At 37.4% G+C, this 19,068-nt stretch carries 14 protein-coding genes; 7 read left to right on the plus strand and 7 right to left on the minus strand.

What is annotated here, in order from left to right; translation table 11 throughout:
* The first annotated feature begins 18 nt into the window (after positions 1-18).
* Together metK and Q0992_RS14030 are read left to right on the plus strand one after the other, a co-directional pair.
* Complete coding sequence (gene metK / locus Q0992_RS14025) at positions 19-1,272, plus strand: methionine adenosyltransferase (protein WP_299525703.1); 1,254 nt, start codon at positions 19-21, stop codon at positions 1,270-1,272.
* A gap of 158 nt (positions 1,273-1,430) precedes the next feature.
* Positions 1,431-3,254, plus strand: coding sequence for a hypothetical protein (locus Q0992_RS14030; protein ID WP_299525705.1), 1,824 nt, complete (start codon positions 1,431-1,433; stop codon positions 3,252-3,254).
* A 74-nt stretch (positions 3,255-3,328) separates the two neighbouring features.
* Here Q0992_RS14030 and Q0992_RS14035 read toward each other — a convergent pair whose 3' ends face one another.
* The 5 genes from Q0992_RS14035 to Q0992_RS14055 all read right to left on the minus strand — a co-directional run bounded on the left by Q0992_RS14035 (position 3,329) and on the right by Q0992_RS14055 (position 9,454).
* Entirely contained in the window at positions 3,329-6,112 is a 2,784-nt protein-coding gene (locus Q0992_RS14035; RefSeq protein WP_299525708.1) for a carboxypeptidase regulatory-like domain-containing protein, read from the minus strand.
* Positions 6,113-6,187: 75 nt separating this feature from the next.
* On the minus strand, positions 6,188-7,072 hold the full coding sequence (locus Q0992_RS14040; protein ID WP_299525711.1) for a GLPGLI family protein: 885 nt from the start codon (positions 7,070-7,072) through the stop codon (positions 6,188-6,190).
* A 156-nt stretch (positions 7,073-7,228) separates the two neighbouring features.
* Positions 7,229-8,110: a GLPGLI family protein gene (locus Q0992_RS14045; protein WP_299525714.1), complete on the minus strand. Its 882-nt coding sequence runs from the start codon at positions 8,108-8,110 to the stop codon at positions 7,229-7,231.
* 110 nt (positions 8,111-8,220) lie between these two features.
* Positions 8,221-9,072, minus strand: a complete 852-nt coding sequence (locus Q0992_RS14050) for a GLPGLI family protein (RefSeq protein WP_299525717.1) — start codon at positions 9,070-9,072, stop codon at positions 8,221-8,223.
* 10 nt (positions 9,073-9,082) lie between these two features.
* A complete protein-coding gene (locus Q0992_RS14055) occupies positions 9,083-9,454 on the minus strand; it encodes a hypothetical protein (RefSeq protein WP_299525720.1) in 372 nt (123 codons plus the stop codon).
* Between the two features lie 124 nt (positions 9,455-9,578).
* Between Q0992_RS14055 and Q0992_RS14060 the strand changes: the two genes are divergently transcribed.
* From Q0992_RS14060 to Q0992_RS14080, 5 genes are all read left to right on the plus strand, one after another.
* Positions 9,579-11,114, plus strand: a complete 1,536-nt coding sequence (locus Q0992_RS14060; RefSeq protein ID WP_299525723.1) for a sensor histidine kinase KdpD — start codon at positions 9,579-9,581, stop codon at positions 11,112-11,114.
* Positions 11,104-11,787, plus strand: a complete 684-nt coding sequence (locus Q0992_RS14065) for a response regulator transcription factor (RefSeq protein ID WP_299525726.1) — start codon at positions 11,104-11,106, stop codon at positions 11,785-11,787. The genes Q0992_RS14060 and Q0992_RS14065 overlap by 11 nt, the downstream gene beginning before the upstream one ends.
* Positions 11,788-11,923: 136 nt before the next feature.
* Positions 11,924-12,640, plus strand: coding sequence for a hypothetical protein (locus Q0992_RS14070; RefSeq protein WP_299525729.1), 717 nt, complete (start codon positions 11,924-11,926; stop codon positions 12,638-12,640).
* Between the two features lie 3 nt (positions 12,641-12,643).
* Positions 12,644-13,258 carry a deoxynucleoside kinase gene (locus Q0992_RS14075; RefSeq protein ID WP_299525732.1) on the plus strand — a complete coding sequence of 205 codons (615 nt, stop codon included), beginning with the start codon at positions 12,644-12,646 and terminating at the stop codon, positions 13,256-13,258.
* A gap of 87 nt (positions 13,259-13,345) precedes the next feature.
* Positions 13,346-14,104 (plus strand): flavodoxin family protein, encoded by a 759-nt coding sequence (locus Q0992_RS14080; protein ID WP_299525735.1) that lies wholly within the window; start codon positions 13,346-13,348, stop codon positions 14,102-14,104.
* Positions 14,105-14,218: 114 nt separating this feature from the next.
* Here the strand turns inward: Q0992_RS14080 and Q0992_RS14085 are convergent, their stop codons facing one another.
* Positions 14,219-15,214, minus strand: coding sequence for an App1 family protein (locus tag Q0992_RS14085; RefSeq protein ID WP_299525738.1), 996 nt, complete (start codon positions 15,212-15,214; stop codon positions 14,219-14,221).
* A gap of 57 nt (positions 15,215-15,271) precedes the next feature.
* Positions 15,272-19,068, minus strand: a 3,797-nt coding sequence (locus tag Q0992_RS14090; RefSeq protein WP_299525741.1) for a choice-of-anchor I family protein, incomplete at its 5' end; no start/stop codon positions are given.

Here is a 19,068-nt window from a genome sequence, read left to right on the forward strand (position 1 = left end):
TAACATAAAACAGGAGATATGCCTTATTTATTTACTTCTGAAAGTGTTTCAGAGGGACATCCAGATAAAGTTGCTGATCAGATTAGTGACGCGTTAATTGATAACTTTTTAGCTTTTGACCCAGAATCTAAAGTGGCTTGCGAAACCTTAGTAACGACCGGACAAGTTGTATTAGCTGGGGAAGTAAAATCAAACACCTACTTAGATGTGCAAAAGATTGCTAGAGACACCATCAATAAAATTGGTTATACAAAGGGCGAATACATGTTTGATGGTAATTCTTGCGGTGTATTTTCTGCTATTCATGAGCAATCTGAAGATATCAATCGTGGCGTTGATAGAGCTTCTAAAGAAGAGCAAGGTGCTGGTGACCAAGGTATGATGTTTGGCTATGCTACCAACGAAACAGACAATTATATGCCATTAGCCTTAGATATTTCCCATCTTATTCTGAAGGAACTGGCAGCGCTACGCCGAGAAAATAAAGACATTGCCTATCTGAGACCTGATTCTAAAAGTCAAGTAACCATAGAATATAGCGACGATAATACACCTCAACGAATTGATGCGATTGTTATATCTACTCAACACGATGATTTTGACTCTGATGAAGCCATGTTAGCTAAAATCAGAAAGGACATCGTTGACATCTTAATGCCTAGAGTTGTTGCCAAGGTACCGGACCATATTAAACCTTTATTTACTGAAGATATTACCTATCATATCAACCCAACTGGAAAATTTGTTATTGGCGGCCCTCATGGTGATACAGGCTTAACAGGGCGTAAAATCATTGTGGACACTTATGGTGGTAAAGGCGCTCATGGGGGTGGTGCATTTTCTGGAAAAGATCCTAGTAAAGTAGATCGCAGTGCAGCTTATGCTACAAGGCATATCGCCAAAAACCTAGTTGCTGCGGGAATTTGTGATGAAGTTTTAGTACAGGTGTCTTATGCTATTGGAGTTGTTGAACCCATGGGAATTTTTATTGATACCTATGGTACCTGTCCTTTCAATTTAACGGATGGTGAGATTGCCCAAAAAGTTTCTGAAGTATTTGATATGCGCCCTGCTGCGATTGAAAATCGTTTAAAATTACGTCAGCCTATGTATAGTGAAACTGCAGCTTATGGCCATATGGGACGACAAAATGAAGTCGTTAGTAAGACTTTTGTTCAACCTAATGGCAAATCCAAAACTTTAGATGTAGAATTATTTACTTGGGAAAAATTGGACTATGTAAATAAGGTTAAGGCAACATTTGGCATTTAAAATATATGCTATTAATATTTTTTTAATACCCTGATTAGTACAGTTAATCAGGGTTTTTCATTGTCAGTTATTTTTGCCATTGGTAGGAATTTTACAATTTCAATTGTTCTATTTCAAAAACGCCAAATATGGCATGTTTAAAACTAAACCTACAAACAATGAAGAGAATTAAAAACTACCCAAATCTTATTTTAATGCTTTTACTTTCACTATTGATCGTAACATCTTGCCAAGAGGATGATGGTGTTTCACCTAGTCAGCAACAACAAGAAGATATTCCAGATACGTTTTCCGAGTATTTTGGAAATCCAATTTCAAGAGATTTTATTGGCAACGTCATTGACAAAAATCATCTGCCAATAGAGAGCGTGACTGTAACTATAGGCACTGAAACTGCAATTACTGATAGTAATGGTGTTTTCATTATTAATAATGCTCCAGTCAATGAACGTTTTGGCTATATCAAGGCCGAAAAAGCAGGCTATATCCATGCCTCTCGGAGTGTTGTGCCTTCAGATGGCACTAACAAGGTGACCATTATGATGCTCGAAGCCACAGTTATTGGTACAGTAAATAGTGGTATTTCTGATTCCGTTACTGGTAACGATGGAAGTTCCGTAAGCTTTGACGGAAACTTTATTAAAGAAGATGGTACTGCCTACGAAGGTTCTGTGGATGTAATCATGCATCATTTAGACCCAACCGATGACGATATGCCTATGCAAATGCCAGGTATGCTCTATGCCCAAAATGAAGCTGGTGCTGAACGTATGTTGCAAACCCTTGGTATGCTTGCTGTGGAACTGCGTGGTACTGGTGGTGAAGACTTAAATTTAGCTACAGGGTCAACATCCGAAATTAAAATTCCCGTTGATGCCAGTTTAATGCCTTTGGCACCTGCTTCCATTCCGCTTTGGTATTTCGATGAAGTAAATGGCTACTGGAAGGAAGAGGGTGTAGCGACTTTGCAAGGCAATATGTATGTTGGTACGGTTTCCCATTTTTCATTCTGGAATTGTGATATACCTGCAGAAGCTATTGTACTTTGTGTGACGACTACTGATGGTAATAATATGCCATTAAGCAATCTACAAGTATCCATTACTAGCACAACCTTCGGAACCACATATGGTTATACCAATGATGAGGGTGAAGTATGCGGTTATGTACCAAGTAATGAAATTTTAGAACTCAACGTCTATAGCTATAATGTTTGTGGCAGTGATTCGCTTTACACACAATCCGTAGGACCATTTACTGTCGACTCCTTTGTACAAATAACCATTGACAGCAGTTCTTCAGACACCATCAATGAAACGGTCACCGGAACATTTAACACCTGCAATGGTGACCCTGTATCCGATGGCTATGTGCAACTCACTTATGGCAACCAGACTTTTATTGATGCCGTAGATGACGGTACTTTTGAAATCAATTTGATACGATGTGATGAGGACAACACGTTTAGCATCAAAGGAAGTGATTATGCCAATGTTCAAACTACTGATGAGATTGCTTATACCTTTACAACTCCTAATACCGATATAGGAACCATTAGTGCCTGCAATGCTGTCACGGAATTTATTGAATATACCATTGACGATGAGGAAAGTGTGCTTATTTTCGAAAATATCAGTGCTAACTTTTACACCGAAGGTCAAGGACAAACGGAAGGTCCATCTCTAGATATTTTTGGAAACAATAACAATCAGGACAATTGCTTTTATTTATTTGCTGTTTTAAATCAGCCAGAGTATGTAGGCACTTACGATTTCCTAGATTGGGATGTAATGAATGATACAGGGTTCACTATAGGTGAATGTATCAGTGTTTCAAACACCAATAATAATATCATATACAACTTAACAGCTCTAGGAGACGTTGGTGAATATATTGATATTAATTTTAACGGATCCTATGAGGATTATCAAGGAAATCCTCATACTATTACAGGTGTTGTCCATGTTCTAAGGGATAATTAGAACTAATAATCATATGTTAGGGTAAAAGCCTGCTATTCACTAAGCGTAGTCGAAGTGTAGCAGGCTTTTTTGTTCTATAGTGTGTACGTTAGTCTAAACGTAATAAATCGTGGTTGTATAAAGGTTTCGGAACTAAAGACCGAAATATTACCAGCACCATTGCTAATATTAGAATCAATATCTAGAATATTAGATGCTCTAAGTGAGTATTCCCATTTGGCATCTCTGTCTTTTCTATAGCGCAAGGAAGCATCCCATGTTTTAAAGGACTCTACTTGATCGTCATTATCTTGTTCTGTATAACGAAAGTCCGTAATAAATGTTATAGCATCCCAGATATAAGCATCGAAACGTATGGATGGGGCTCTGGTTACAAATCGTGTCGAATTTGTCCCTTGATCATTGTTGTTTATTCTATGCGTATATCTAAGCCTAATATTTGGTGCTTCTCTGAAGTTAGTGCGTAATTCTGGAGAATACGTCTGAGCAAAACTCTCATTAATTGATCTTTCATTCTGTATGAACTGGTTAAACTTACTGTAAGAGAAATTAGCCCCTAATCGTGCTCTTATTTTTCCAAAGGTTCGCTCTACACGACCACCTAGAGAAGCGGTCTCGTCGGCAAATTGCGAATTAAAATACGTACTTGTTCTAATAACACTTTCAAAATTAGTCAAGGGTCTAATTTGATCAATGTTTTTACTATAAGCGGCCCTTGCAAATACATTGGTGTAGTTGAATAAATTAAAGCTTGTGTAGACTAAATTTATATTGTGAGATAAAGCATTCTGTAATTCCGCATTACCAAACTGAATATTATTAAAATTATTTAATACTAAACCTTCCGCAATATTAGTAACATCGGTAAAAGTATTTAACATATTGTAGTTAAGTTGGAGTGCTTCACTTTTCTTAAACTGTATCCGCATTTCAAAATCCGGAAGGATATCAAAAAAGTTATCTTCAAAAGTATCACCATCTTGCATATTTTGGTTGCCATAGGCATGGAAAGACATACCAGGTGTAAAAGTAAATTTACCTGTTTTAAAGCGATAATGCACTCCTAAATATACATCACTAAAGCGGTACTCGACGTCATTATTCTCTGCTGATAAAAGGTTACCATCCAAATCTGTAATTAATGGTGAAGGATCTAGGCGTGTTCCGTCATCTAAAAATTGAAAAATATTAGAATTAAAATCTTGATTGCTAAAAATGGCACCTAAGGTTAAATTGATATTACTCTTTGCGTTTAAAATATTATAATAATCAAGCTTAGCATCCAACTGGTTAGATTTAACAAACCTTTCTTGATTAATATTATAGCCAAATTGATCTCTGTCTAAACCTAGTCCTTCAGCTGTATTATCAAAGGCATCATTGTCTGGATTATCGTTATTGGTGGGATCATTGACTAGCAATGCATTATAGAATGGATCTTCATCCCTTAACAAATGTTGCGCCTCAAAAGCAAAAATATTATTCTCATCAAGGGTATAATAGTAATTTAGATTTTGGTTTATACTGTAAGGGTTGACCTGATCTAATTGTTCGGTTGCCCCAACTACTGACGACACCAAGCTTTGACGTTCCTCATCATCAGATACACGTGCCAATATATCATAATCCAATTGATTGTTTACGTTTGGTTTATATGACGCACTTAATTTGGCAATAAATTGATTAGAGGCTTCTCTTCCTCTCGAAACTGTAGCTTCATCTGGAGGAATACTTGTAGATTCATCTATTGGTGTGCTGGGATCATCTTCTACTTCAATATAATCAATAAAGTTTTCTTCTCTTGTTCTTAACCGACTACTGTTATAGATTAAAAAGCCACTGAGATCTAATGCTTTATTTGGAGAATAACTAAAATTAGCAGAACCTAATTTTGTTATGACTTCTTGAGCATTTGCAATACTGGTAAGTCCACCTAAACCATTATTCCCAAGACTAATATTGGTACCACTGGTTCTACTTGGCAATCTAAATCCACCACCAAAACCTCTCAAATCTCTGTTAGTAAGGGCTACTTCACCGATGTTGTTCATATCACCAATAAGGTTGATACTATATTTTGGGCTGTAGTAGAAAAGTTTTGGTTGCACTAAATAGAGTTCATCATTTGGGGAAGGAGCAATCCCTGCTCCAGCAGTAATATCACCGAACCAAAAGTTCTTTTTCCCTTCTTTCAATTTAATATTAATAGCAACATTATCCTGGTTATTAGTAACACCGCTTAACTGTCCAACCTCAGCATAATTTCGTAATACCTGTACCTTATCCACAGCGTTTGAAGGGATATTTTGAGTCGCTAATTTGGTATCGCCGTCAAAGAAATCCTTCCCTTCAACCATGATTTTGGACACCGGCTTCCCTTCAACTTCAATCTGTCCATCATCTGTTATTTCAACACCTGGTAATTTTTCTAGGACATCCTCTAACTTTCGTTCAGAGCCGTTTTTGAAGGAATCTGCATTATATACAATGGTATCCCCTTTAATGGTTACTGGCATTTCATAGGTAATCTCCACTGCGTCTAAGGATTTATCTGGTAATAGAGTAAAGTCCTTTGCAATGTTGGCTTCTTGAGTAGTTATGATTTCTTCGAGCGTCTTAAGACCTATGTAACTCACTTGGATTTTATACTTCCCGTTTTTTCCTAGTGACAATATATATTTACCCTTGTCGTTGGTAATGGCATAAGATTCTAATGCACTGGTCTCTTGGTTTATGGCAATAATATTAGCCAATTCCAAAGGCTGCCCTATACTATCCTTTACAACTCCTTGCATTTTAATTTGAGCAAAGGAATTGCCTGCTACTACTAAACATAGTAGTACTATTATTTTTTTCATTTTTTGATTGTTTTCTTTGATTGGTATATGGAACTTTTTCGCTGTCCAGTTCCATAAATTTTAATGTGTTACATATTAGTTTCTGCGCCCTCCTCTTCGACCACGGTACATTTCGCGCATTTCTTGCATTTTTTTAGTAATGATATCATTGTATTCGGCTTGCGTGACTTCATCCCCTTTTTTAGGCTTCTCTATATCATCCTTTTCTTCGGGATTCATAACAATTTTATTACATAATATTGTGGTTCTATCTGCACTCACTTCTAAAATTAATCCTGGCAAACCCCAATAATCATCTGGCCCTTGATTAATTGGAATCTGTGGTGTATACCAAGCCACTACCTCTATAGTTTTTGGCACTTCAATATCACTCATAGGGTCATTACGATCTTTATTCGTGGAGTCTTTAGCAATTTCCCCTTTCTTTTTATCGTCATTATTTCTTCCCCTTCTTCGCATACTTCGCCAATCGAATTGGTCGACCTCTTTAGTTGCTGTAGCCTTAAAACAAGTATAATTACCTATTTGCTTGGTTTCAGTACCCATTTTCCATTCTAATGACTTAAGTTCATCTTTAATTAAAAACTGCTTACCAAAAAACTCTTGGTCTTGCAACAACTCCTTGGATTTTACATTTTTATACTTCGGGCCACCACTAAAACTACTACTAAAACCTCCCCAACCTCTTCCAGATCCTGGAGTTTCCAATCGTTCATCTTCTTTGTAGATTGACTCTTCTTTGTTGAACGTTAATATATATTCCTTTTCAAGAAAACTTTTCATACGTTCTTGCATTCGCTTTTTTTGTTCTGGTGTCAGTTCCCGTCCGCCCCACTGATCTAAATCCATAGTAGTTTTGGACATATAATAAGCTTTACCTTGAAAGTCTTGCTGTGCAGAGGTCAATGTACAGAAGCATAACAATAATAATGATGTTAGTTTAATGAGTGGCTTTTTCATCTTAAGAGTTTAAGGTTGATTAACAAATGTAAGTTTATAATTTTAAGAGTTTCTTAAAAAAAAGTTACATTGATTTTTGTCTATCAATAAACATAACCTTAGACTAATATAAATGCCAATAGTTAAGTTCAATAACGTTAAACTTCTGTTAATACTTTAACCACGTCTTCTTCCTATACGATTATTTCGAAACTCCTTCATCTTATTGACGATGGTTTCTTGGTACCCAGACTTAGTAATTACCTTTCCTTTATCCGGAGCCTCAATTTCTAATTTTTCTTTTGGATTCATCACTATTTTAGTACAAAGCATCGTGGTATTACCAGCATTAACTTCCATGATTAATCCTGGAAGTCCCCAATATTCCAGAGGCCCATGGCCAACAGGAATTTGTGGTGAATACCATGCTTCGACATCTGTCATAGCTACGTCTGGTTCTTCAGTAGCTGTACTACTTGAATCTGATTTCTTTTCAGCATTAGTAGTGTTTCTCAATCGACTCCATGAAAAATCATACCATGCCAAATCGTTAGTTGGTATTGAAGCCGTAGCCTTAAAACAAGTATAATTGCCTATTTGCTTTGTCTCTTTTCCCAAAATCCATTTTATATCCTGAAGTTTATCCTTTACCAAAAACTTTTTACCGTAAAATTCTTGACTTTGAATCTGCATGTTGGTTTTAACATTTTTATACTGTTTACCTGGCGCAAAATTTTTCCCCCAAGAATCTGTTGCTCCTGTCATGGCATCTAACTTTTCATCCTCGTAGAATAATGCTTCTTCTTTATTAAAGGTTAAAATGTATTCTTTTTCCAACCTGTTTTTTAAACGTGCTTCAACTTGCTTCTTTTGCGCTTCACTTAGACGTGCTCCCCATCGACCAAGTTCCATAGTAGACTTTGATACATAAAAAGCCTGACCTTGAAAGTCCTCTGCTTTATTGTCTTCGATAGGTAAAACGACATTGTTTACATTTAATTCGTTGGTAAATAAAAATAGAAATAAAAGAAAGCCAGATTTGATAAAAATTGATTTCATGTCAAAAAAGAATTTGGATTGGTTGTTGTTTTGTTTAACAAATATATTTAAACATTAAACAAAATTAATTCTGTTTATCATAAAATTAACAAAGTGAATACCAATATATCCTAACCTCCAATGCTTATACTAAAGCTACTACCATCATTTCTATCTCCTTTTTTAGGTCTGTAACGCTCCATCATTTCTTTAGCTTTCTTTTCCATGATTTCTTCGTATTTTTCCCTACTAACCTCCTTACCTTTTGTAGGTTCAGTAATTTCAACTTTTTCTTTAGGATTCAATACAATCTTGCTACATACTATGGTTAACTTACCATCATGAATTTCTAATATTAGACCTGGAAGACCTTGATAGTCGTCAGGACCATTATTTACGGGAATTTGTGGTGTGTACCAAGCCGTAACCGTACGCTCTTCCATTTCTGGCTCGGCATCTAAATCAATCTCCCCGTCCTCACTGGTCATCTCAATGGTTTTAGGCACCATTTTGGTATAGGTTGCTTTATAACATGGGTATTCACCAATATACTTGGTTTCGGAACCTAATTCCCAATCTATTTTCTCTATTGCATCTTTCACCAAAAAGATTTTTCCGTAGGTATCAACTTGCTCTGCGTAACGTTGCTCTTTAGTATTCTTATAAAGCACGTCGCCGCCACCGCCACCGCCAATCATTACTACCTCAAATCCCCCTCCGCCTACTTGAGGTTTGCTTAATTCTTCATCTTGCTTATAAATGGACGCTTCTTTGTTAAAGGTTAGTTTAAATGTTTTTTGGAACTGTTTTTTCATCATTTCCATCATCTTGGCATGCATTCCCGCATCGACTTTAGTACTATCGATCTTTACATCTATTCGTCGTTGCGTTTTGTAAGTCGCCACTCCCTGAAAGTCTTGAGCACCAACAGTGGTAAAGACCGCTGTTAATGCCAAAACTAAAACTCTAATAATTGTTGTCATTTGATTGATTTTAATTTTTGTTTTTATAATAATTGATTGCTGAAGTTCTAATTTTCTCTACACTTTTCAGAAATTCTTCGGGCTTACTAGAGTTCCCTTCCACTGAATAGGACATATGGGATTTTTCACCATTAGACATTGTTCTGCCATTACAGATTATCTTAAATGTAAGTGCTTCATTTTTTCCTGTGGCGTCCAAAATTTCTTTGATATCCTCTACTTGAAACGTTGATTCAATTTCGGCAGCGGAATCTACGGTAACCGTTACGGAAACATCTTCTAGTTTTGGTTGTTCTTTCGCAACTACTCCACTAATTGATTGCGATTGACTAAAGCCTAACATTGTAATGATTATTGCTAAGCCTGTAATTAAGTTTTTCATAATTATGTGCTTTTAAGTTTAGTACACCACAAATATCAAAACACAATTTTGTCTTTTTAGTTAACTAGTGTTAACGTGTGTTAACCGATTCGTCAAACTAGATTTTAACATTTACTTTTGAAGCATGAATGATAAACGATATCAATGGATTTTGTATACAATTGTAGCCGTAATCGTAGTTACTATTGGTATTCAGGTGTTTTGGAACTATAAGAATTATCAGGCTAATAAACAACAGCTTATCAATGACGTACAAGTAAGTTTAGACAAAGCTGTAGATGATTATTATGCAGATTTAGCAGAACGCACCACCCTAGGAGTCTCTCTGGTTGGCGAAAATCAACTAGATGCTTTTGGCGAAGACAGTGAACTGGCAAAATTCCTAGAAAAAATTGACAAAACCACCGCAGAGTTTAATAACCTTGATTCTCTTGAGGTCGATAACTTAGAAGGCATCACCGTAGTAAGAGGACGGAAGGCAGACTCTATGATGGCTGACTATCGTGAAAGGCACAAACCTATCAGTGCAGATTCCTTTAAACTAAAAGTAGATGAGTTTAAATTAAATGATAGTATAGATTTAAAAAATATTTCGATGTTAACCTCTAAAGTTTTTATTTCTATTAGTAACGATACCTTAGATGTTAAAGTGGTAGATAGCATATTGAAAAATGAGCTTAACAGAAAAAACATTGACCTAAAAAGTAAACTCACATTCTACGAATCTGATAGGTTCAATAGATTTTCAAAAAAGCGAGATTCAATAATTTCAGAAACTAACCCAGATTCACAATATACCTTAAGTACAACATCCAAATCTACTTTTTTACCAAAAGGTAGTACTCTAAAAGTCGATTTCACCAATGAAACAGCTACCGTACTTAAACGTAGCCTAAGTGGAGTTTTAATTTCCACTGTTTTGGTTTTAGCCGTGATTAGTTGTCTGTTCTACTTGTTAAAAATCATTAAGCACCAAAAACAATTGGCCGAGGTTAAAAATGACCTTATTAGCAATATAACACACGAGTTTAAAACACCAATCGCAACCATTGGAGTAGCCTTGGAAAGTATTAGTAGTTTTAATGGTATTGATGATAAAGAAAAAACCAAAAAATACATCAATATGTCTTCTGAGCAACTTAACAAGTTGAACATTATGGTTGAAAAATTATTAGAGACTGCAACTCTAGATAGCGATAGTTTAGAATTGAATAAAGAAGGTATTGATATTGTAGCACTTCTTAATGATTTAGCCAATAGATTTAAAATACAATATCCTGAAAAGGAATTTAACATTAGCCTTAAAGTTGAAAATCTTGAAGCTAAGGTCGATCTGTTTCATTTTGAAAACGCACTAAACAATATTTTGGACAATGCTGTAAAATACGGAGGGCACATTATTTCCGTCGATTTAATTCCAAAGCAAAATAGCTTTGATATCTTAATTTCAGATAGCGGCAATACGCTTTCAAAAGTCAATAAAGATCGAATTTTTGAAAAATTCTACCGTGTACCCAAGGGAAATACTCACGATGTCAAAGGCTTTGGTATTGGTTTATACTATACTAAGACTATTATTGAAAAACATGGTGGTTCAATAGATTTAAACTTAACCAAAAATTTAACGACTTTTAAAATTACACTTCCCAATGACAGATAAGATTAAATTGCTCTTGGCCGAAGATGAAGCAGCATTAGGGCAAATTATAAAAGAAAGTCTAGAAACCAGGAACTTTGAAGTGGTGTTGTGCAACAATGGTGAAAAAGCATTTGAGACCTACCAATCTGATAATCCCGAAATTTTGGTCTTGGATGTAATGATGCCAAAAAAAGATGGTTTTACTTTAGCCAAGGAGATTAGGGCTATAGACGATACCATTCCTATTATATTCTTAACGGCCAAATCTCAAACTGCTGATGTAGTTGAAGGCTTTTCTATTGGTGGTAATGATTACCTGAAGAAACCTTTTAGTATGGAAGAATTAATCGTGAGAATTCATAATCTTTTGAATAGAACGAAGGTTCAAAAAACATCCAAAATTCTGGAAATTGGTGGTTACACCTTCGATTTTCCAAAACAGCAATTACAGTATAACAACGAAGTACCTGCTCAACTCACCCATAGGGAAGCCCATTTGTTATTTCATCTCATTAAGAATAAAAATCAGGTTTTAGACCGCTCATTAATCTTAAACAAACTTTGGGGCACTGACGATTTTTTCTCGGCAAGAAGCATGGACGTCTTTATTACCAAACTTCGAAAAAAACTAAAAAAAGACGAAAGTATACAAATCATAAATGTTAGAGGCTTTGGGTATAAGCTCACTGTTTAAAGTATAACACACTAAATACAGATTCTTTTGAGTTATAGAATGGTGCAATTTTTGTATTTTTCTATCTCGTATGCATAAGTTAGTTTATTTCTTCTTTTTTTTGAGTATTTCTGTATTTGCGCAAAAACAAGCACAAATGCATTTAAAAGACTCCACATTGCTAAAAGCGAAAGATATTTTTGGCATTGATACTTTCGGGACATTGTATTATTCAACCGATGATAATACTTTTAATAAAAAGACCAAAGACACTACCATTACCTATACCAATTTTCAGCTAAGTGAAATCACAACCGCCAATGCCTTTAACCCTTTAAAAATCAATCTTTTTTATCAAGAATTTAATACGGTTATTATTTTAGATAATCGTTTGGCAGAAGTATTTAAAATAGATTTTAATACCACACAACCTTATAAAAATGTAAGTTTTGTCTCAACAGGTTTTGATAATACCATTTGGATTTTCAATCAGGACTTACAGCAACTCGAACTTTACGATTACAAGAGTAACAAAATAAGACTCAAAACTGTCCCCATTCAATCAGAGATTTTAGATCTTAAAAGCGATTATAACAATTGCTACATGCTTACCGAAAACTATCTGTATGTCTATAATTACTTTGGCAGCTTAATCGCTAAACATAAGAATGAAGGTTATGAAAATATGGCGTTTAGTAAAGCGCATTTAGTGCTCAGAAAAGCAGAAAGCCTCTGTATATTATCCAAAAATAGTGGTGAGATAAAACCCATTTCACATCCAAATTTGTTAATAAATCAGTTTTTGGTAACCAACGAAAGCTTGTATATTTACCACGACGAAATTCTACGTCAATACCAACTTAAACCAGAATAGACTATGCATGTTGCTGTTGCAGGAAATATAGGAGCAGGTAAAACGACTCTGACCAAATTATTAGCAAAACATTACAAATGGGAAGCCCAATTAGAGGACGTTGTAGACAATCCTTATCTCGATGATTTTTATAACCAGATGGAACGTTGGAGCTTCAATCTTCAGGTATATTTCTTAAACAGTCGATTTCGTCAAATCAACCAAATTCAAAATAGCGGTAAAGACATTATTCAAGACAGAACCATTTATGAAGACGCTCATATTTTTGCACCAAATTTGCATGCCATGGGCTTAATGACCAATCGCGATTTTGAGAACTATTCTTCCCTTTTTGAGCTAATGGAATCCTTTGTAAAAGGTCCTGACCTGTTAATTTATCTTCGGAGTTCTATTCCTAATTTAGTAGCCCAGATTCATAGACGTGGCCGCGATTACGAAAATACTATCAGTATTGATTATTTAAGCCGTTTGAACGAACGCTACGAAGCTTGGATTACTAAGTATAACAAAGGCAAATTATTGATTATAGACGTCGATAAATTAGATTTTGTAGTCAATCCTGAAGATCTAGGTGGCATCATCAATAAAATTGATGCCGAAATTCACGGTCTATTTTAAGCATCATGTAGATTTAATAATTTTCGATTTAGAGTTTAACAAAAAGGTTGTAACTTTAGTAATTCACTAATTTTAAAATCTTCCAAAATGTCTAGGCAACTCGATGAAAAGATTAATGCGCTTTGTAAGAATCCACCAGCAAAGTATGACGATCTAAAAGTACTTTTCCTTAACTGTACTTTAAATAGAACACCTGTATTATCCCACACCGAAGGGCTCATTCATGTTGCCCAAAGGATTTTTGAAGCCAATGGTGTACAGACCAAAATTATTAGACCTGTAGATTATGTTATTCCGGCAGGTTTGGGTCATGATATGTCAGAAACTCCCGAATGGGACAGGGACGATTGGCCTCAAATTCAAAAGGAAATTGACGACTGTGATATTCTCATCTTATGCACGTCTGTTTGGCTTGGTGAAAAATCCTCGGTTTGTAATAGAACCTTAGAACGTATGTATGGCTACACACACGACTTTAATTCTAAAGGACAGTACAGGGACTACGGAAAAGTTGGTGCTACTTTAATAACAGGAAATGAAGATGGTGTAAAACATTGCGCCATGAATATATTATTTTCTCTATCACATATTGGCTATACGGTTCCTCCACAAGCTGATGCTGGTTGGATGGGAGAAGCAGGACCTGGCCCATCGTATAGAGATGAAGGGTCTGGCGGACCTGAAAATGATTTTACCAACCGTAATACCACATTTTTAGTTTGGAACTGTCTTCATCTTGCCAGAATGTTGAAAGATAATGGTGGTATTCCGGCTTACGGCAACATGCCAGACGAGTGGAGTGCCGGTTGCAAAGCAGGCTTCGATAGCCCAGAGCATAAAAGGTAAACTTTTAATTCTATAATTAGCTCCATTATACAAGGTTCAGACTTTGCGCTTCCAGTTTCAGTAATTTCAGAAGAAGACACAAATCTTTTTTTAAGAAACCTATTCGCAATTATCTCAAACAATAAACTGAAGTTTTTTTGCGTGAGCCAATGCCTCTTCACCACTCTCAACAATTAAAACAGGGACTTCGTCATAGTCTAAAAACAGATTTTTAATTCGTTGCATACGTCTGTTGTGTTTAACAGCTCTTAAATAAATGGTCAAAATTCTATTGGGAAACTTTTTTACAACGTCTAAATAAATATGGGCATCTTTCTCACCGCAATCGCCAATAAGAATGAAGTCTAAATTAGGATAGGTATTTAAAATTTTATAGATCTCATTATACTTATGCGCCAATTCCGGTTTTGGAGTTTTATCATAAGGCATTCGAATATCCCTAAGAAGAATAGGCCCATCTGGAAATTTATTCACCGATAAAAACATGCTCAAATAAAGATATAAGTTCCAAGGACTATTGCTTACATAGAAGATGGGATTACTACCGTTTCCCGATTTTCCTTTATGGAGCAGTTTATAAAAATCTGCGGCACCTTCCAAGGCCTGACGCTTATGTGGTGTTTTAAAAAATGTATTAATAATAACACGCCATTTTAATCTAGAGGTTACTCCTGTGTATAAAATAGTATCATCGATATCACTGACCACACCAAAGGATGAATTTGCATTTGGAACGAGCATTCTTCCAAAGAACCTATTATCATTCTGTATTTTATTCTTGTGCGAAGATGCATAAGACACCTCATAGTCTAGCCATCTATCGTTTGAAACAAAGCTTTCTAAATCTTTAATAGTTTTATCTGCTAGATAATAGCCTTCGGCATCTGTTCTAAAATTTATAATTTCATTGTTGGGTAGCTTGATAGATAGAGGCGTGTTTCGAATTTCATCAGTTTCGAATCGTTTCCAAGAGTTTATAAAAAGACTTATCCAGCTTTTCTTTTTTAAGTCGATACCTTCATCTTCTAAAGCCCTGCCTCTAAGATACAACTGCGAAGATGTTCCGTAGGAATCAAATGGAATAATTTGTAGTGGGTCTTTCTTGAACACAATACAAAAATAAAAAGCCCCATTAAAAATGAGGCTTTAAATTCACAATTTAAAAAATTATTCAATCAACAGTTTCTTTGATAGGCCATTGGCATTATTCACTATATAAACTCCGGCACCTAAACCTTCAATATTTATATAATCCTGATTACTAACTTGTTTCACCAATCTACCTGATATATCAAAAAGCTTATAATCATCTGCTATGCTAAAATGAACTATTTCTTTTGCTGGGTTTGGAAACATTTTAAATTCGTTGTTTGGATTTTCAAAATCCTCTACATTCAAAATATTATCTAGTGAATAAATACTTAAGGTAGCACTCACTTCATTAGACACCACTATTAAGGCTGTTCCTGTTGGGCTATCATCCGCATCAACAAAAACGATACCTTCAGGACCAAGGTCACCACTTTCTGGATCACCCTCTACACTACCACGATTGTTCAAATATTGCAAGAAAACTGGAGCATTTGGATCTGTCACATCATAAATCATAACACCTCCAACTCTTTCTAGAAGAACAAAGGCATAAAACGCACCTTCAATTTCTTCTACTATTACAGCCTCAGGCTCAGGTCCTTTATTATCACTTCTATTTTTAAAGTTGTTATTACTATTACTTGCATTAAAAATACCTCCATAGGTTGCATCTGCTGCTGTAATCACTTCAAAGTCATTACCACTGTCATAAACGATATTTCCAGAATTCGCTTCAAAAATACTAAAGGAACGACCTCCATATACATGAATTTCTTCAAACTCTGGATCACCATCCGTATTACCAGATGCATTCGAAATGTTAATATCGCCAAGATTATTCTCTAGTTCCAGTATGGACGCGTTAGGAAAAACCGCTGGGTCTAAATTATAATCTGAGTCATCTAATTTGCGTTCTTCTTCAAAGGTATCGTATTCGCGTGCATCACCTTCATTGGCTGTAACGATGTAAGCTGTACCACCAACATTGTAATAGTCAATACCATCTGGCATGTACATACCAAAAATTGGCCAAGACGCATTGAAAATAAAGTCAGGTTCATCACTGGTATCTAAGGAATTGGATGCGATGCTATGATCTTTTAGACCGAATGGTACAATTTGAGTGATAGTAGGTACTGTAAGATCGACAATGGCATAAGCATTGTTTTCTTGAAGTGCTACATAGGCTGTATTGCTATCATCCGAAACTGCAATATACTCAGGCTCCAAGTCTTGTGCAACTGTGGCACCAGGTCCAAAAATCCTCACATCAGCGGCTAATAATGCTGCCAAATCCCCATTAAAGGCCGTAAAGCCCAAGTTGGTTACATCACTTTGGTCGATTGCACCTAATCCACCAGTGACATCGATAACAGATACACCGCCTTCTGGATCAATTGTATAATCATCATTAGGTTCACCTTCATTGGCCACTAATAATTTGGTACCATCTGGTGTGAAGGTAATCATATCTGGTAGGGCTCCAACAGTAACCATCACTTGATTGTTACCATCAGTATCGGAAAACATGACTAATCCAGGGTCAGTTGCTGGGTCAGCAGCAATCGCCGCAGCCAAAACTCCATTACTTACTGCAACACTTTGAACTCCATCTGTATTTGGAGGTAACGCAATACTCGTTATTGAGCTGATATTACTCGGATCTGAAAAATCTAAAACTTCAATAGAAGAATCATTTGTTACAAATAAACGTTGTGTAGTTGCATCATAAGCCGTTATTTCTGCAGTGCCACTAGCATCGACCAAATAACTTGTCAAATAATTGGCATTCAAAACAGTTGCATCGGCAGTTGGAACAATCGTGTCATCGTCTAAAATATAGGCTGAAAACGTATCGTCATCACCTATAACCGCATTACTAGCGTTCTGAAGCTCGATTACAAAGAATACATCAGATCCATCATCACCGTTATCTATAATTGGGATACTGATTGTTTGATCAGCGTCAGATCCCATAGGGAACGTAATAGTTTGCGTTGTGGGATATGTAAAATCTGTGCCCTCAACAGCGGAACCTCCTGAAACCAATACAACATCAACAGATACAACTGAAGATGGTGCTTCAGAAATTGTTGCCGTTACAGTAATACTTGTTCCATCTTCTGAAACAGAGGCGTAATCAGTATCAAAAGTGACTATTGGAAGTGACCCTGTTCTAATCCTCATATCTTGGTCAGCTGGTGTTTCTGCCACGTTGTACGCTGAAGCATTGTCAGGGTGGAACGCGAACATGAACTCGGCCAGAGCGTCCTGCTCACCTCCGGTATCGCTAAACGTGGTATTGTTGCCAGGATCGTTGGCCAGAACACCGTCAGGGAAGTCCATCGGGTCCCCAAAACCTAAGCCGTCGTAGTAGTTAAGCCTGTTCGGTGACGCCAATTGGTCGAATGGATAACCGTCACCGCCATTGGCCAAAAAGTTCAAGGTCACCATGTTGAAGGTAATCCCGCCCGGGGCTACGTTCGCGCCATTCTGCACGACCACAACATCGTTTGAAGCGTCCATATCCCCTCGATCAACAACCAATTCAACGAGCCTGCTTCCAGGTGCAAGGTTGGGATCGTACACAAAGTTCATACCACCAATCTGAGGAAAACGGCCAGGGGTCTCACCAGGAGCAACTCCGCTAAGACCGTGCTCAACGATGGTTATCAATTCCGCAGGTGTCATGGTCAATCGCACCAGTCCGTTGTCAAAACGCAATGTTGCCCTTAAGTTACCCTCAGAAACTTCGTTGTTCGGCGGTGGGGAAAACACGATATCGTCTGGGTCATTGGACCCACCTGGAAGAACCGCCGAACCAATCTGAGTTCTTATGCCCCCACCGTTTTTCAAGGATATATCAACGTCAGCGTCGGTATCAGGGTTCAGTAGGTTGGCATACCAAAGATTGGCATCCGCGGTAAGGTTCCCTAGGTTCGTTTCTTGGGTCCTTACCTGTGCTCTCCTTCCATCCAGATAGACACTGGAGAATCCCACAATATTACTGAACTGGGCATCTATGACGCCTTGCGCGGCGTCCCTCAAGGCGACGACCGCTGGGTCAGGTGTTGCGCTAAACGAAGCCACCAAGGCCTCGGTGGCCGGGTAGGCCCCATTTATAGTATCGTCCAAGGCGCTAAGGTCCAATACACCATTGGTATCGAACTCAACGACCAACCTTCCAAGGTATTTGTAGTCACCGTCAACGTTGACCACAAGCACTGGGTCGCCACCAGCATCAGTGGTCTGGAATGGATAGGTCTCGTCAAAGGCGTTGTCGGTTACGAATGTGTTGCTAAAGAGCGTATCGTTGCCGTCACCCATTCTGGTATTGGAACCTCCCGCTACGATGATATCAACACCATCAAGCAATGTTGCCAACTGCTTTTCGATGGCAATGGACTGCATGTGCGCCAATAGGATAATCTTGTTCACGCCGCTACCTGTAAGGGCGTCGACACTGGTCTGTATTTCAGCGGCCAGTGCGTTTACAGTGGCATCCGGAGCCGGTGAAACCGTGACGTCTCCCAATGTAGTGATATTGGGGAAGCTAGGCGATGCTGCCCCAACAATTCCGATGGTCTCACCATCAATAGTGACCACGGCATATTTAGCCACTTGGCTGTTCAAGGTCGATATGTCGTTGCCGTCCGTTCCTATTATCCCTGAGAAATCGCCATCCTGGGAAAAGTCAATGTTAGTGGACAACCACGGGAACTCAGAACCAGGGAAGGTCACACCACCACTCGATTCGCTAAGGAAAGCCGAGTCGAACAGCTCTCCCGGACCTTGGTCGAACTCGTGGTTCCCAAAGGTCGATACGTCAACACCGAAGGCGTTGGCAAAGGCAATATCCAAATGGCCGGGCT

It is taken from the genome of Winogradskyella sp. (assembly GCF_028289625.1).
GTDB lineage: Bacteria > Bacteroidota > Bacteroidia > Flavobacteriales > Flavobacteriaceae > Winogradskyella.

What these genes read in the sequence shown, in the direction of transcription:
- Q0992_RS14070 (WP_299525729.1), top strand. Translation starts at nt 11,924, where the DNA reads ATGCATTTAAAAGACTCCACATTGCTAAAAGCGAAAGATATTTTTGGC.
- Q0992_RS14080 (WP_299525735.1), top strand. Translation starts at nt 13,346, where the DNA reads ATGTCTAGGCAACTCGATGAAAAGATTAATGCGCTTTGTAAGAATCCA.
- Q0992_RS14035 (WP_299525708.1), bottom strand. Translation starts at nt 6,112, where the DNA reads ATGAAAAAAATAATAGTACTACTATGTTTAGTAGTAGCAGGCAATTCC.
- Q0992_RS14040 (WP_299525711.1), bottom strand. Translation starts at nt 7,072, where the DNA reads ATGAAAAAGCCACTCATTAAACTAACATCATTATTATTGTTATGCTTC.
- Q0992_RS14075 (WP_299525732.1), top strand. Translation starts at nt 12,644, where the DNA reads ATGCATGTTGCTGTTGCAGGAAATATAGGAGCAGGTAAAACGACTCTG.
- Q0992_RS14065 (WP_299525726.1), top strand. Translation starts at nt 11,104, where the DNA reads ATGACAGATAAGATTAAATTGCTCTTGGCCGAAGATGAAGCAGCATTA.
- Q0992_RS14030 (WP_299525705.1), top strand. Translation starts at nt 1,431, where the DNA reads ATGAAGAGAATTAAAAACTACCCAAATCTTATTTTAATGCTTTTACTT.
- Q0992_RS14050 (WP_299525717.1), bottom strand. Translation starts at nt 9,072, where the DNA reads ATGACAACAATTATTAGAGTTTTAGTTTTGGCATTAACAGCGGTCTTT.
- Q0992_RS14060 (WP_299525723.1), top strand. Translation starts at nt 9,579, where the DNA reads ATGAATGATAAACGATATCAATGGATTTTGTATACAATTGTAGCCGTA.
- metK (WP_299525703.1), top strand. Translation starts at nt 19, where the DNA reads ATGCCTTATTTATTTACTTCTGAAAGTGTTTCAGAGGGACATCCAGAT.
- Q0992_RS14045 (WP_299525714.1), bottom strand. Translation starts at nt 8,110, where the DNA reads ATGAAATCAATTTTTATCAAATCTGGCTTTCTTTTATTTCTATTTTTA.
- Q0992_RS14055 (WP_299525720.1), bottom strand. Translation starts at nt 9,454, where the DNA reads ATGAAAAACTTAATTACAGGCTTAGCAATAATCATTACAATGTTAGGC.